The organism is Streptomyces sp. SAS_272 (genome assembly GCF_052543235.1).
Genome location: NZ_JBMNDR010000070.1, coordinates 23,285 through 37,672, shown reverse-complemented (window position 1 = coordinate 37,672; position 14,388 = coordinate 23,285). Strand labels below are relative to the sequence as shown.

Here is a 14,388-nt window from a genome sequence, read left to right as displayed (position 1 = left end):
GCCTGCTCGCATGCCGGCCAGGCCGTTCCTGGGCGTCATCCGGGAGTACCTCGGCCGGGGGCGAGGGTCGGGTGACTCACGCGCGGGTGGCGGCATCAATGTCGCCGGCGTTGACCAGCGCCCTCCGCAGCTTCTGTACCTCGGAGGGGCGTTCGTCCTGTGGGAGGGCCGTTGCGGCGTCCAGCAGGGCGCGGGCGTGACGTCGTAGGGCTGCGTTCTGCCCGGTCGTAGCGGGATGGGTGACCATCTGTGCGGTCAGGAGGAGCGCGTCCTCGCTGTCCGGGTGGCGGGCGGCGCGTTCGGCGACGAGGTCGGCGTCCGTCAGGGCGGGGGTGTGCTCGGCGCTCGCCCGCATCAGGGACAGCCACAGGTTCTCGTCGAGGCCGGCGTCCGCGAAGGCGCCCGCGCCGGCGAGGGCCCCGGGCGGCAGGCCGGCCGCGAGCGCGGCGCGCCATTGGTCGGCCGCTGCGGCGAGTCGGCCGGAGGGGTCGGGCGGGATGGGACCGTCGGTGCGCGGGGTGCGGGAGGCGATCGCGGCCAGCAGCAGAACGGTCGCTTCCACTCCCCCGGTGCCGGTGGCCAACTCGGCCCAGAAGGTGGCGGGATCGCCGAGGAGGGCCGGGTCGGCCAGGAGCGCGGCCGCCGTGTGGGCGGCGGCGCCGGGGCGGGCGTCGCGCAGCGCGGCAAGCAGCTCGGCGCGCTCCAAGGCGGCGAGGACCTCTCGGTCGGGCGCGCCCCAGCGCAGCCAGGAGGCGGCTGGCGAGGGCCTGTCGGGCGCGAGTCCGTACAGCTCGGTGCGGTGTGCGGCGGTGAAGGCGGGGGCGTACCGGTGCAGGGCGGGCAGGCGCACCCCGATGGCGGTGGCCACCGCGTCCTGGTCCCCGCACGCGGCAAGCGCGCCAGCCACCGCCTGAAGGACGTCGGCGGGCATCTCTCCTTGCGTGCGGGCCTGGTGGACGGCGTACTCGAGCAGGCTTCCCAGCGCCCGCACGGAGGGGTCCGATCCCAGCAGCGGCGCGTCCGCTCTCCCGTCGGCCGGGCCGGCGACCTCGCCAGGGGTGTCCGGGGCTGGGACGGCGGCGAGGCTGGCTAGCGGAGCGGCCAGGGCGCACAGGCGGGCCAGGACCGTCTTCTCCCGGTCGCCGGGAAGGGCGGTGCCGGTGCGCCACACGGTGGTGATCAGGTCGAACAGCGCCTGGTCGGCGAAGGACACTGCGGCGGACCGGTTCTCGACGGCCGCGGCGCTGGCGGCGGCGGCTGTTTCGTCGAGGCGTCGGCGCACATCGAGTACCGCGGTGACGGCGGCCGCTAGCGCAGAGCCGGGGAGGGCGCCGGGGCGGTCCGCGAGGACGGCGGCCGCGGCAAGATAGAACGCGCCGAGCTCCGGCCGCTGAAGAGAGGTCAGGACGGCGGGCACGTCGGCGGTCCAGGCCGCCGGGTCGGCGGCGACGAGGCGGTGCAGGACCATCGCGTAGCCGTCGGCGCCGACGTCCTCGGCGGCGGCCAGAGCGGCGGCGGCCGACGCCGGCCCGCGGGCGGCTGCCACCTCGGCCAGGTCCTCGGCGTCCAGCACCGTGGTCGCCTTGACCGGCTTCAGCACGGGTGCGGTGCGCGGGTCGGACGGGCCTGCGGGCTGAAGACGGCGCACTGCGGCCAGCGCGGGCTCCCAGCCAGCCAGCAGCCGCGCGGGCAGAACGGGCGACCAGTCCCACACCCGCAGCCATGAGGCGAGCGGCTCGGCCCTCCCGTCGACCTGCTCGGCGTCGTCGGGCAGGACCTCGGCCACCAGACCAGCGAGCGGCGGGGTGCCGAGCGCCGTACGGACGTCCGTCTCCAGCTGCGCGGCGCGCTCGGGCGGGCAGTTGCCGAGCACGAGGTCGACGAGGCGGGCGGGCTCCGGCGCGGGCTTGCCCGCCAGGAGCAGCGGGACGAGCGCGGACGTCTGCTCCCACCACTTCTGTTCGGCCAACCCGGCGGGCACCACGGAGTCGGCGGGCGGGCGGTCGGCGAGATGGGCGGCGAGCAGCCGGCCGTGCAGCCGGCCGTCGACCGCGGCCACCCGAGCCAGCGCGCGGGTGCGCTCGGCCAGGTGCACGCCGGCGTCCGCGTCCGCCGCGGCGAGGTTGAGCACGGTGCGCGCCAGTCTCGGCCCGCCGTACGCGGCCGGATCACCGGCGTGCACGAGGTCGAGGTCGGCGCCGAAGACGAGCGGGCGGGAGGCCTCGGGCAGCAGCGCGACGTCGCGGGCGAGCAGGCCGGCCAGCACGGCCCGGATCATCGCGATGTTCGGGTGGGCGGGAGAGCCGCGGCCGGCCGGGTAGGCCGTGCGCACGACCTCGCGCAGCAGCATCGCGACCTCGTGGCCAGGAAGACGCGCGGCCGTCTCCTCGGCGATCAGCTCCCGCATCTCCTCCTCGCGCACCAGCGCGGCCTCGACCAGCGTTTGGGCCGCGGCGGCGTCCTCGGTGCCGGCCGCCTGGGCCTCGGCGGCGGCCACGCGCTCGACGACGGCCCGCAGCGACAGATGGCCGGCGTGCTCGTCGTCAACCGCGCCCCCGAGCAGCCCCTCCACCACGAGGATCCACTCGCGCGTCCGCTCGGTCCGCGGGACCGCCCGCGCCCACCGCGCCGCCAGGCGCAGCGTTGCCCCCACCGCTGGCCCCCCGCCGTCCCGTACGCCGGGGTGGGCGAGGGCGGCGCGCAGCTGTCCGGCGTCGACGACGCCGGGGTGGCGTACGGCCAGGCTCAGCAGTGCGTCCAGGGCCAACCGGCCGGCCGCGGCGACCTGTTGCGCACGGCTGACCGCAGGGACGTCGTCGGCCGGTGCGGCCAGCCACGCCCGGGCGGTCTCCGGGTCGGCGTCGGCGACGTGGTCGAGGAACGGGGCGGCCGGCCACCGTCCGCCCGCCGACCGGTCTGGCATCAGCAGGTGCGGCGTGTGCTCCTGCAGCACGTTCAGCCACGCCGGTGCCGGGCCGCAGCGGACGAAGTAGTCGGTGGCGCGCGGGTCCGCCCAGCGGGCGAGCTCCTGCGCCTCGGCGGCGCCCGGCTGCGTCAGGGCGGCGAGTTCGAGGACGCGGGCCGCCCGGTCCGGGAGCGGAACCAGCAACTGGTGGGCCGCGCCGAGGAGATCGGCGTACAGCTGGACGGCCTCGCCGGGGGCGGCGGCGCGGCCGTGCAGGATGCCCGAGGCCAACTGGTAGATGGTTCCCCACACGTCCAGCGCCGTCTCCTGCGCCGCCCCGATCTCCACCTTCATCAGCCGCTCGACGATGGCGCGGGCCCGCGCCCGGTGGAAGCCACCCGGGCGTTCCAGCTCGCCGCGCAGCGCCTCGGCCGACGCCGACACCCGCTCCCACCCCGCGCGCACCGGCTTCGACGGCCCCGCCGGGGCCCCGGAGTTGGAGTTGGCGGCGTCGGGGGTGCTGGCCCCGACGGCCGGCTGTCGGGTGCGGGCGGCTGCGGCGGCTGGCTCGCCGGAGGGGGAGTCCTCCTCGGCGGTCGGCGGTCCGAAGGCGTCCACCGCGGCCAGCAGGTCCTTCGCCGCAGGCTTCAGACCAGCCGTGACCGGGGCGCCGGGCAGGCTCAGCAGCGAGTCCGCCGCGGAGCGCACACACGCCGCGGCCACCTCTGCCGGCCGTATAAACCCCTCCCCGGTCAGCACCCGACGGGCGTCCCGTAGCAGCCCCAACGCCCTTACGCCCGCCTCGCCCTGAGCCTCAAGCGCGGCGGCCAGGACATCGCCGACCTCCGGCAGCACGCTCGCGTCGGCCGGCACACCCACCTCGTCGCTCACCGCAGCACCGTAGCCGTCCGGTCACCACCGGCGGACCGGCTATCGCCAATCCGCCGCGATCGGCCGCGGCCGGTGTCCCGCTCGAGCGTGGAACAGCAAGCCGAACCGGCCTACCCAGCCGTAGCGAACAGGGTCGGTGCAGACCCGCGCGCCGTGTCACAGCCGGTCCGTGCCGGGGAGGGTGACCCCGTTGGGCAACCGAGCACGCCGGTCGGGCGCCTGTGCCACAGTGAGCGACGAGAGCCAATAGGCGATAAGGGGGGCGGGCTGTCGTGCGGTGTGACCGAGGGCTTCCGGTGCTGGCGGAGAAGGACCTGTTGGCGGCCGGGGTGGACGTCGGGCCGCTGCGGCGGATCACCGTGGTCCTGGGGCGTGCGGGTGGCGGGAAGTGGCACGTTCCTGCCAAGGCGGCGGGGTGGCGGAGCCATTGCCGCTACGCGCAGCACTTGACGGGTAGCCCGCTTGCGCTGCTGGACGTCTGTGAGCAGGTGTGCCGTCACTGTGCCCCTGTGGTGAGGGTGGAGCCGGGCGAGGAGGCGCTGTGGTGGGCGGCGGCCGATGTCGTGGCGGCTGACGGGCGGGTGCGCAGGCTGGAGGAGCAGGAGGCGGGCCCGCGGTCCTGGGAGGGTTATGCGCGGGTGCTGTGGGAGGCGGCACGGCACCGCGATGCGGAGGTTCGCGGCGGGCTCGAGTCGTGGACGGCTGATCCCTCGGTCGGTGCGGGCGCGCGGCAGATGCTTGAGGCGTGGTCGGGGGTGCTGGAGCGGTCGGAGGCTGTGCTGGCCGGCTGGCGGGCGGCGGCGCCTGCGGCGCGCGAGGTGACGTCGGTCAGCGGGGCGTGCGATGTGGTGGCTGCCGACGGGAACGTGCAGCGCACGGGCCAGGAGTTGGCGGCCGCGGTGCTGCAGTCCCGGTGGGCGCAGCCGTTCGACGTGTGGGCGGCCGTCCGGCGGGCGTGGAGCGGTGTGCGGGACCAGGGTGGCGAGGCGACTGGGGCACGTGCGGCCGCCATGCTGGCGGTGGAGGCCGTCTGGGGCGGGGCGCGGGTGCGTGACGTGACGGCGCTGCCGGGGCCGGCCCTCGTGGCGGGTGCCGGGTTTGCTGCTCCCGCGCAGTGGGCGGATGCGGAGTTCCAGTACCGGTGGCAGCAGTACGTGTTGGACTGCTGCCACCGGCTGGAGGAGGCGCTGGGGGCGGCCACGGGTGACGGCGGCGACGGGCGGCAGCTGGTGCTGGTGAGCGGCTGGCCGCTGACCAGCAAGCGGGATGCGGAACTCGCCTACCTCGCGCAGTACGAGCAGCACGGGCCCACCGTCCCGTTCGGTGGCCGCCGTACCGGCTATGGCGTCGAATCCGACCATGCTGTCGTGCTTGCCGTCCCCCGCTTCGCCGCCCGGCACGCCGCCGACCACACCTGCGATGACCGGCAGCGGGTCGTCCTCGGACCGGAGCTTGTCGCGGGCACCGCCGAGCCGGACGAGCGGGACGTGCTGGCGCTGCTGCGCGGCGCCTACCCCTATCTGCCGGCGGACGCTGAAGGCGACGGGCCGGGCGCCAGGCCCACGGTCATGGTGACGACGGCCCGGGCGGTGCGGCGCGCAGCCCAGCGCGGGCGGCGGGCCGCCTACAGCGGGCCCGACTCGATGGAGGTCTACAACGACCTGGTCGTCGGCAAGTACAGCTGGGTCCCCGACGACGAGCACCCCGGCCCCGCAGCCGCTGAGATGGAGAACCTGCCCGTCCACTGGCTCGAGGACTGGATGCTGTGCCTGGACGTCGAGTGCGGGATGCGTGCCGAGACCGTGCTGCACCGGCTGTACGGCACGGTGACCTCCTACGAGCCCGGCGCCGGCCGGGTGGGGTTCTCCCCCACAGGCGGCCACCCGGCCGTCTCCGTGCCCGTCCACCGGATCGTCGCGCTCACCGGTGACCGGCAGCGGCGCAGCGACGGACAGGTGCCCGCCCACGAGCCGTACGACGAGTAGAAGGCCGTCCGCCCCGGCCCCGAGGGCGGCGTGTTGAGGACGATCCAGGCGACCTGGCCGGTTCCTTGTAGGCGCATGGCGCCGTATACGGGCTCATGGCCAACCGACGGCTGCGGCAGCGCCGTTCTTCCTTGCCGAGCCGCTTGAGCCGGCGGCGCGTGGCCCGGTGGTCTACAGAGTGGTGTCCTCCCACTCTCCGGGCTGGTCGTAGATCTTCTGCAGCAGCTCGGCGAAGGCGTCGCTCTCCAGGAGCAGGCCGTTGTACTGCAGCGGGATCCGCTTGCCGTTGATCTCGGCCGTGGGGGTACCTGGGCCTTCGGGTTCCTTGGCTCCCCCGGCCTTCTCGTAGGCTTTCTGGGAGTCGGTGACGAAGCCGCGGTACTTCATGGACCTCACAGCCGCATCGAACTCCGGGCCGCGCAGACCCTTGACCTTGCCGGCCAGTTTAAGCAGGTAGGCATCCGTGTAGCCGTCGGTGCTCTCCTCGGGCTGGTTGGCGTAGAGCACCTCGTGGTACTCCACGAACTTGCCTTCCTCCAGCGCGGCGCGCAGCGCGTTGACCGCCTTCTTCGACCCGGTGCCGCCGACCCGGTCGTCCAGGAAGGAGGCGAGGGTGTACTCGGCTCTTGCCTTGCGGTCGAGCATCGCTTCCCGCAGTTGCGGACTGCCGCCGGTGGTCTCGAACTCCTCGCAGTACGGACAGCGGGGATCCTCATACAGGTGCACTGTCACCGGCGCGTCGGGATCGCCGACGGTGATGGTGGTGCCGTCCGCACCGAGTTTCTCCGGCAGTTCCTGTGCGCTCGCGAAGTCAGGCCCGTACCGCGCATGTCGCTGCCCGCACCCCACCGACATCAACACTGCGGCCGCGCAGACCACAGCCCACCGCCCCCTACGCACCATGCGTCATCCCCTCCCCTTGAGAACAGCGCGAACTTAGATCATCCGTACGACAACCGCACCAGGAATACCCCTCACCAGGCCCGCCCCGCAGGTTCTGTCGTCGCGGCCCATCAGGCGGCGCTCACAGAGGAGCCAAGTCGCTTCCACAGCCCGGTGTATAGGCGCCGGGCGAGGCGGAGCTCGGGCAGAGGTGTGGGCGGGGACGGGCACGCGCTCCTCGGCAGTCCACCCCGGCCAGTAGCCCACTGGGAGACGACGACCACGCGCATGCCCTGTCCGGGCGTGCCAGTCACTCGTCGTGGCCCTGTGCCTCGGTACGCCCGTTCGTACGCTCCGGGCGGATGCGCGTCTGGCGGCGCAGCTGCTGGTGGCGGCGGCGGTCGCGCCACCAGGCCAGCCGGTGCGCGGACTCCTGCGGCAGGAGCGTCTGCAGAACGGCGACGGTGATCAGGCCGAGGGCGAGGCAGCCGAAGAGACCTGCGGTCAGCCACCCCGGTGCGCCGACCGTCATCGACGTGACCCCGCCCAGGCCGGCTGCGATCGACGAGACCAGCGGTGCGGTGTTCATGCGGAGTTCCCCCTCCGACGGGCGCACCGTGCGGTGCGCGGGACTTTCGCCGGGCTCATTTCGGCCGGGCACGTACCCAGTTGAGCGGAGGGAGAGGAAGGCTATGTATCGGTGGGTGTCACATACGGCTGCCGTACCGGTCGAACGCCTGCTGCCAGGCCTCCTGCATCGACTCCTCGAGCACCAGGGAGCGGCTGCGATAGGCCTGGACGGCCAGGGCCTCGAGGAGGTCCGTGCGCGAGCTGGTGATCAGTTCCTCGGCCACCGACGGGCCGGGCCACGGCCATGACGCCCGGCGCACGCGGAACTTCGAGGCGATGTGCTTGCCGCAGCGGGTGGCCGTGCGCCGGAACATCCGGACGTTGCCGCGCATCTCCTGCAGCTGCCGGAGATCGTGTTCATCGAGGCAGTCGTCGCGGAAGGCCTCGATGATCTCGTCCATGCGCCGGAAGGTCTCGGCGCGGGCCTGGGCCATGACCGCGTGCTGCTGCTCGGAGGTCAGAAAGCTGAAGCGGTACGCCAGATCGGCGGGCAGCTCCAGCGTCATGCGGATCGAGGAATCCGCCTCGTGCGCGTGGCGCCAGTCGATGAGTACGGCTTCGATGAACCCGGAGATCTCCTCGGGGCGCAGCTTCTGGGCCCGTGCCGCGGCCGCCAGCGGCTCGATGCCGGGCACCGGCTCCCAGCCGGACCCGGCCGTCGGCCACCCACTGCGCGTACGGCTCCGCCAGGCGTCCCGTCCCCGCGGGGGCGTGAGCATGCCAGCCGGCCGGAGCGCGCAGCAGCCAGCCCGGCGGGCTCACCACGTACGTCGCGGAGTCCTCGCCGTGGACCGGTGAGGTAAGCCAGTCCTCGAAGTCCTGCACGGCGACTCTGCGGTGGGCACGCCACACGGCCGTGCCCCCGCGTCCCGTCCAGTCGTTGGCCATGTTCTGCAGCAGCATCAGAGGCCGCGCAGCGGCCTGAAGGGCGTCCTGGTACCGCTCCTCCCACGCCGGGCCCTGCTCGTACAGCATCCGCTCGCCCGCCTCGGCGTCCGGGCCGGCAAGCAGTCGGCGGGCCAGGACGGCGGTCGTCTCGAAGCGGGCCGGCGAGTGCCAGCCCACCTCCTCCTCCAGGGCCTCGGCCGCCAGGAGCAGCTGCCGCTCGGCCGCCGCGTCCGTCTCACCGTCCGGGTTTGCCGGGGTCTGCCAGGCCAGGCCCGAGCGGATGTCCTCGGCGACGACCAGCAGCTCGCGCTCGGGGCCGGTGCTGGTCTGGGCGGTGGTCAGCCGCCACAGCCCCCGTGCGGCCCGGTGGCGCAGGAGAGGCAGCAGCCCGTCCAGGGCATCGTCCGTGAACCGTTCGACGGCGGCGATGGCGGTCATCACCGCGTCGGTGATGACCCGGGCCTGGTAGTCGCGGTGGCTGCGCCGGTACTGGCCGGGCAGGCTCAGGGAAACGGCGCGGGCCCGCTCCAGCAGGTCCCGCTCCGCGCGCAGCCGGACCGGCCGGCCCGGGCGCGGCTCGCCCCGCAGCAAGGGCGGCGGGGGGTGGCGCAGCACCGTGGAGATATGCGTCAGCCTGTCGTCGGGGTCCAGACCTTCCTGGAACTCCACGTGTTCGGACAGCAGTTGGCGGAGCGTCTCGTCCCGCGACGTCCCTCTCCGGGCTCCGATCGCGGCCAGGGCCTCCAGTGCACACCACGGCAGGCGGACGTTGGTCTCCGTACGGCCAGACACCAGACCAGCATCGGTCATTCCCCACTCACCCGTCGCGTGAACTCGGCATACCCGCCTCCCGCTGGGGGCCATTTCGACGATTGCTGCGGCCTGCAAACCGAGTCCCTCCGCTGCCCCCACCAACGGCGGCTGCCCGGCCCCGGTTGACGGGCTGATTCGTGGAGAGCACAGACCGGCCGGCCAGCGCCGAGCGCGCCGGTTCTGCTCGGTCGGGGTGAGTTCGCCCTGGCGCGGCCGGCGTTTGGGAGTGGTGACCCACTCGCCCGCGCCGATGTAGGCCATGTCGGCGAGGACGGAGACTTCCTGGCGCTCGCAGATCCTGATGATCTTGTGAGTGCGGGCGGCGGTCAGGTCGTGCGTTCGGCCGGGCAGGGCGGGTGAGAGCCACAGGGTGTGACCGGCCGGATCAGTGATGACCTGCACGTTCACGCCGTGCCGTTTGTGCTTCGTCGAGTAGTCAGCGCGCCCGTCGCCGACCCGGTCGCACTCGGCGAGCGTGCCGTCCACGAGAACATAGTCGGGGTCTGTCGCGCGCAGGACCTTCAGCAGGCCCGGCGCCATGTCGGCCAGGTGCTCGACGACGGTGGTGACGTACGCGTGGGGGGTGCCGACGGAGATACGGAAACCCGCGGCGAGTTGAGCCAGGAGGTCGTGCCGGCGCAGGTACGCGAGAGCAATCACCGCACGCTCGGACGGCGGGAGTTTGCAGCGTCGGTCACCCTCACGGGTGACGATCAGCATCGTCACCCACTCCACCAGTGCGTGCGGCAGGTCGAGTGCGGCAGGATATGGGACCAACAGGGCTCCTGAGCCGGAGAGTTGAGACCTAGACGCCTCCCTCAACGGCACGGGAGCCTTGTCCGTTGCCTACCGTCCCGCCGTCACCCGTCCGGCGGCCGCCCTGAAAACCCTCACTGTCCGGCACGAGGACCGCACCGGCTACGAGCGGACCAAGTTCCGCCACTGGATCGACGCCGACCGCGACGGTTGCAACACGCGCTCTCCTCGGCCGCTGGGGTGGAACCGCCTGCGCGTCAGCGCACGGTACGGCGACGCGCGCGGTCCGCCGGGGGATCCTCGGACTCGTCATCAAGGAAGTCGTACTGATCTTGACGGGGTTTGCCCACCAGGCACGCCAGCGCAGACCGACAGGCCGGCGAATGGGCGTCCAGGAGCAGGTCGGCCGACGGTCTGCCTGGCCTCATCCACGCCGTCTGGGAGGCCGACGGCGAGCGGCTGTGCTCGGCGGTGCTCGCCTGCACCAAGGCGCCACCGCCCTGAGCATGCTGATGGCGCACGCGGCAACCGAGCCCGAGATCCTGCGGACTCTGATGGCGGACGAGATGTGGGATCAGTGGGTCCGCGTCGGCTACGCACCCGTCCTCGGGATCGGCGGCGAGGCCGCGGTCGCCATGAGCGTCCTCCAGCACCTCGTCATGCCCGGATGGGCCGAGGGGTTGGAGCGCTACCAGATCCTCATGGACACGCTCCTGGCCCAGTCCGCCGCCGTGTGACCGCCGTCGCCGGATCCAGCCACGTAGGGGTGCCGGTAAGAAGGCTGTCAGTGCGCCACGAGGCGCTGTTGTTTCGGACAGAGGTGGAAGACCACCGTCGCTTCGCCGTCGTAGCGGCGAGGTGAAGCTGGAGGCAGCCTGAACCGAGGATCGCCGGATCGCCGAGGAGGGCGAGAGCAGCCTCGACAAAGTTGGGGCGGCCCAGCACGGCCGGATGGCCGAGGCACGTGGAGCGCCCGTTGCGCGGAGACACGCACGGCGGGCGGGTCGGGGAAACGGGCTGGTCGCAAACGAGTACCGCGCCCCGGCCCGGCCCGGCCGTAACGCCTACAGGCACCGCTTCGGCCCGGACGCGGGGGCGTGGCTCGTTCCCGTGTTCCGGCATGGTGATCTATCAAGAGCAGCAAGGAGCTGGCTCTGCGCAATGAGTCCACGGAGTTGTTGGCTCTGCGTCGCCTCTCCACGGAAAGGCGTTGATCGGACTCTCGGTTCGAGCGACGATCGCCGTGAGCTGGATCTGCGCATTCACCACCCTGGAGGGGACTTTCTCAATGCGGACGAAGAACCGCGTGTTCACGCTACTGGCAGCCAGTGCACTCCTTGCCGGCAGCTGTCTCACTCTCGGGGCGACCGACGCGGCGGCTGCCGACTGGACCTTCACGAAGTCGGATGAGGGTGGCGGGAGTTTCCAAATCGTCGCCCGCAACGCAAGCGGCAGAGTCGCGGGCACCATGTCGTGGGTCGCTGATCCGCTGCCGAACATCCCCGGCGACTCATTCTCTGTGACAGACGTCCTTTCGGATACGTGGGGCATAGAGGCCAAGATGGTGGTTCCGGTGACGGGGCGCACGGCCACCACACGTGGGCAGAAAGCCGTCTACACCAGCCCCTGGAACACCGGCGATCTGAGAGAGGGCGCCCAGGTCTCCATCCAACTCTGCGTGGTCAAGGGCACGTCTTCACACTGCAGCATCGCGTACACCGGCCACGCGTAGCCACACACCGGCCGCCTCACCTCAACACATCCCGTCGCCCGCCCCCGGAAACCGGGGCGGGCGACGGCTTTGGAGGGTATCGCCGTGGTAAGCCCCACAGGGGCCCACAGCCCACCCCCGACCGGGAACGCCAGGACGGCCGCTGCTGTGACGAGCAGCCACGAGCGTCGCGGACTGCGGCGCTCCCCGATCCGCATGTGCGCTCGCTGCCACCGCGTCACCGAAATCCCGGTACTGGTCCACGAGCACCACCGCGCCACCGGCCCCGGCTTCAACGTCTACGCCTGCAGGGAGTGCGCCCCGCACTACCCACCCTCGACGGACGGGCCGGACATGCCGCGCTGATCGCCCGTCCGCAGAGGGGGAGTCCGGCCCCTGGGGACCACCGGGTACAGCCGTTGGCGCCCAGTACTTGATCTTGAGTGGTGGGGGCCCCCGGGGGAGGTGATCGCGGGGATCCTGCACCGGGCGGGGAGTCGGCGTCGTTCGTCGGAAAGGTCGACGGTGTTTCCCAGTGCCGGGCCCGGCTCTCCTACCGCCGGGCCGAGGAGATCTTCGAGGAGAACACCCGGCTGCCGGCCAGCCCGCTCGCCTCACCCGAGGGCATCGAGGACCTGGGCGGCTGGACACTTCACCGGCTCCGGCACAGTGCCCTGACGTCGAGGGCGGCACATCCTCCTCCTGCACCGTCGGGTGTTCCGGACGACGGTTCACTGCCCGCGCTCCCCCGTCGCCCGGGCCCGGCGGCGGCGGCGCAGCACCGTGGTCTGCATGGGGTGGGGTGCGGCCAAGGGCGTCATGGGCGCGGTACCAGTCCGTCAGCAGGCGCACCAGGTCGTCGGGGAAGTCGGCACAGTCCATCTCCTCTTTAGCGCATGTGCTCGAATTTCTTGCCACATGGCCTGCCGGACACGGCGACCCGTTGTGACGGGGCAGCCCAGGTGGCCGCATCGTGCTCAGCGGTTGCTCTTGAAGCGGTTTGCGCAGGTCATGGCGTCGCGTGGTTCAAGGGCACGGAAACGCCGTTCGGTCCGGGCGCCATGGTGGTGCCGGGTCGAACGGCGAAGGTTTCCGAGGGCAGTCCGTCGGGGGGCGTGGGGTCTGCGGCTTACAGGCCGCCGGCCTTGGCGGGGAACTTCTGGAGCGTTGCGACGACGGTGTCGGGCTCGTCCGGCTCGGTGAAGTCGACCGGGTTCTTCAGCTGGTACTGGTCCCCTCGCGGGGGGTACTGGGTCAGCTGTGCGACGAGCAGGAACTGGCCCTTCGGGGTCAGGAGCAGCGGCTCGCTGCCCGGCTGGTCGATGGTCATGGTGCAGGTGTCCAGGGCCAGGAGGCATTCGTACCTGGGCGGGAACTGCTGCGTCAGCCTCAGCAGGCTGCCCGGGTCGGCGTCGACGTCGTTCTGCTCGATGGTGATGGCGCCGCCCTCGGCTCCCCCGTTCAGCGGGGGGATTTCCGCGGTCATCCTGAAGCCGGTCAGCCGCAGCCGCGCGCTGTGGATCGGGGCGTCCGGGTTGACGTCGACGCGATGCCTCCAGCCCCCGCGGAAGTCCACGGAGAGCGGTGTCTTTCGAATCTGCAAGGGGGTGTCGACGGCAAGCGCGCGGCACGGGATCTCGGCGCCGATCGGTGGAAGTCCGGAAGGCATGGGGCGTTCCTTCGCACAGCGGGGGTGGGAGAGACGGGACCTGTCGCCTCCGCCCTTGGACCGGGCGCATCCCCGCGCGAACAGGGCCAGCCGTACAGACCACGGACTCACCTCCACCGTGTCGCCTCCCCACGCACATGAGCCTCGCTGGGAGCGAAGACCTGCCGATGGCGCGGCCTGAGTGCACAGATGGCCGACTGCGCGGCTCAGCCGGACCCCGCGTGCGGCAGCCAGCGCAGCCCAGGAAGTCGCAGCCCGAGATCACACACCGGGGCACCGAGCGTCTCCAGGTTCTCCAGGCGGCGCGGACGACGGACGCGGGACCGCCCTGGGCGGGGAGGGGATGCGGCCAGGGCGTCGCAGGTGCGGTACGGGTCCGCCTGCCGGCGACAGCTCCGGGGAGCCGCCCGATGCCCTTCAGGGGCATCGAGGCAGCACCCACCCTCCGCCTGTAACGCTCCGTGCATAAGTCATAAACAATGCGTAATATTCAAGGGGCAATGTACGGCGTGGACACCGCCGTGCTCATGCGCCGTGAACGTCGTCCGCCGAAGGGCCACGACGGTTGCCCAGCGCATCGGAACCAAGAGGAGACAGAAATGGCCAGAGAAGGCCGCAGTGATGTCGCTCCCGCGCACGGGTGGCTGACGCATCCCCGCTCTCGCGCCGACATCGAGTTCAACGGAGGCTGGCCGGCCAATGGGCTCGAAGCGGGCAAGTTCTTCCCGGCGACAAGGGTCGGGCTGACGGACCCGGACGCGCCGACGGACAGCCCGAGCGGACCGACGCCGACGCCGCCGGACGGCCAGATCGCCAGCGGCGGAAGCCAGCCGGACGCGGTGAAGCTGGACGAGGTACGGGACTGGCCCAAGACCGATCTGCGGTCGGGCGCCGAAGTCCCCTTCCAGTGGAACTTCTCGCAGAAGCACCGGACGCGCCGTTACAACTACTTCGTGACCAAGGAGAGCTGGGACCCGGCTGAGCCGCTGAGCCGCGACCAGTTCGAGCCTGAGCCGTTCGCGACCTACAAGCCGTACGGCGACATCCCGCACTGGGAGATGCCGGACGCCTCCACCGACCCGAACCTCGACAAGCCGCACATGGTCAGGCTGCCGCAGCGTTCCGGCTATCACGTGGTTCTCGGCGTGTGGGAGGTCGCCGACACCGGCCACGCCTTCTACCAGGTGATGGACGTGAACTTCACCCGCTGAGCCACACCGCGTCCGTGCTGCGGGACCCAGCCGCAAAGCCGGGTCCC

The 14,388-nt window shown here is 72.3% G+C and carries 11 protein-coding genes and 1 pseudogene; 6 read left to right on the top strand and 6 right to left on the bottom strand.

Going from position 1 to position 14,388, the window contains the following annotated elements; genetic code table 11:
* Positions 1 to 76: 76 nt before the first annotated feature.
* Positions 77 to 3,796, bottom strand: coding sequence for a hypothetical protein (locus ACN6LD_RS31170; protein WP_445044950.1), 3,720 nt, complete (start codon positions 3,794 to 3,796; stop codon positions 77 to 79).
* A 509-nt stretch (positions 3,797 to 4,305) separates the two neighbouring features.
* On the opposite strand from ACN6LD_RS31170, the gene ACN6LD_RS31165 reads away from it, so the two are divergent.
* On the top strand, positions 4,306 to 5,781 hold the full coding sequence (locus tag ACN6LD_RS31165; RefSeq protein ID WP_445044949.1) for a hypothetical protein: 1,476 nt from the start codon (positions 4,306 to 4,308) through the stop codon (positions 5,779 to 5,781).
* Positions 5,782 to 5,952: 171 nt separating this feature from the next.
* On the opposite strand, the gene ACN6LD_RS31160 is transcribed toward ACN6LD_RS31165, so the two are convergent.
* The 4 genes and pseudogenes from ACN6LD_RS31160 to ACN6LD_RS31145 all read right to left on the bottom strand — a co-directional run.
* Complete coding sequence (locus tag ACN6LD_RS31160; protein ID WP_445044948.1) at positions 5,953 to 6,684, bottom strand: DsbA family protein; 732 nt, start codon at positions 6,682 to 6,684, stop codon at positions 5,953 to 5,955.
* Positions 6,685 to 6,973: 289 nt separating this feature from the next.
* Positions 6,974 to 7,252, bottom strand: a complete 279-nt coding sequence (locus ACN6LD_RS31155) for a hypothetical protein (RefSeq protein ID WP_445044947.1) — start codon at positions 7,250 to 7,252, stop codon at positions 6,974 to 6,976.
* 118 nt (positions 7,253 to 7,370) lie between these two features.
* Entirely contained in the window at positions 7,371 to 7,694 is a 324-nt protein-coding gene (locus ACN6LD_RS31150; protein WP_319191954.1) for a hypothetical protein, read from the bottom strand.
* A 1,480-nt stretch (positions 7,695 to 9,174) separates the two neighbouring features.
* Positions 9,175 to 9,771 (bottom strand): annotated as a pseudogene (locus ACN6LD_RS31145) (transposase); the annotation flags it as partial.
* A gap of 321 nt (positions 9,772 to 10,092) precedes the next feature.
* On the opposite strand from ACN6LD_RS31145, the gene ACN6LD_RS31140 reads away from it, so the two are divergent.
* The 4 genes from ACN6LD_RS31140 to ACN6LD_RS31125 all read left to right on the top strand — a co-directional run bounded on the left by ACN6LD_RS31140 (position 10,093) and on the right by ACN6LD_RS31125 (position 11,827).
* Positions 10,093 to 10,254: a hypothetical protein gene (locus ACN6LD_RS31140; protein ID WP_445044946.1), complete on the top strand. Its 162-nt coding sequence runs from the start codon at positions 10,093 to 10,095 to the stop codon at positions 10,252 to 10,254.
* 2 nt (positions 10,255 to 10,256) lie between these two features.
* The gene (locus tag ACN6LD_RS31135) at positions 10,257 to 10,487 is read left to right on the top strand and encodes a hypothetical protein (RefSeq protein ID WP_445044945.1); all 231 of its coding nucleotides are present in this window, start codon (positions 10,257 to 10,259) and stop codon (positions 10,485 to 10,487) included.
* A 473-nt stretch (positions 10,488 to 10,960) separates the two neighbouring features.
* Positions 10,961 to 11,482 carry a hypothetical protein gene (locus ACN6LD_RS31130; protein WP_445044944.1) on the top strand — a complete coding sequence of 174 codons (522 nt, stop codon included), beginning with the start codon at positions 10,961 to 10,963 and terminating at the stop codon, positions 11,480 to 11,482.
* Between the two features lie 147 nt (positions 11,483 to 11,629).
* Complete coding sequence (locus ACN6LD_RS31125) at positions 11,630 to 11,827, top strand: hypothetical protein (RefSeq protein WP_445044943.1); 198 nt, start codon at positions 11,630 to 11,632, stop codon at positions 11,825 to 11,827.
* Between the two features lie 763 nt (positions 11,828 to 12,590).
* On the opposite strand, the gene ACN6LD_RS31120 is transcribed toward ACN6LD_RS31125, so the two are convergent.
* Positions 12,591 to 13,130, bottom strand: coding sequence for a hypothetical protein (locus tag ACN6LD_RS31120; RefSeq protein ID WP_319191950.1), 540 nt, complete (start codon positions 13,128 to 13,130; stop codon positions 12,591 to 12,593).
* 599 nt (positions 13,131 to 13,729) lie between these two features.
* Between ACN6LD_RS31120 and ACN6LD_RS31115 the strand changes: the two genes are divergently transcribed.
* The gene (locus ACN6LD_RS31115; protein ID WP_319191948.1) at positions 13,730 to 14,341 is read left to right on the top strand and encodes a lytic polysaccharide monooxygenase auxiliary activity family 9 protein; all 612 of its coding nucleotides are present in this window, start codon (positions 13,730 to 13,732) and stop codon (positions 14,339 to 14,341) included.
* Positions 14,342 to 14,388: the final 47 nt, after the last annotated feature.

Coding starts and splice junctions, on each gene's coding strand:
- ACN6LD_RS31150 (WP_319191954.1), bottom strand. CDS start 7,694: ATGGACGAGATCATCGAGGCCTTCCGCGACGACTGCCTCGATGAACAC.
- ACN6LD_RS31135 (WP_445044945.1), top strand. CDS start 10,257: ATGCTGATGGCGCACGCGGCAACCGAGCCCGAGATCCTGCGGACTCTG.
- ACN6LD_RS31120 (WP_319191950.1), bottom strand. CDS start 13,130: ATGCCTTCCGGACTTCCACCGATCGGCGCCGAGATCCCGTGCCGCGCG.
- ACN6LD_RS31160 (WP_445044948.1), bottom strand. CDS start 6,684: ATGGTGCGTAGGGGGCGGTGGGCTGTGGTCTGCGCGGCCGCAGTGTTG.
- ACN6LD_RS31155 (WP_445044947.1), bottom strand. CDS start 7,252: ATGAACACCGCACCGCTGGTCTCGTCGATCGCAGCCGGCCTGGGCGGG.
- ACN6LD_RS31115 (WP_319191948.1), top strand. CDS start 13,730: ATGGCCAGAGAAGGCCGCAGTGATGTCGCTCCCGCGCACGGGTGGCTG.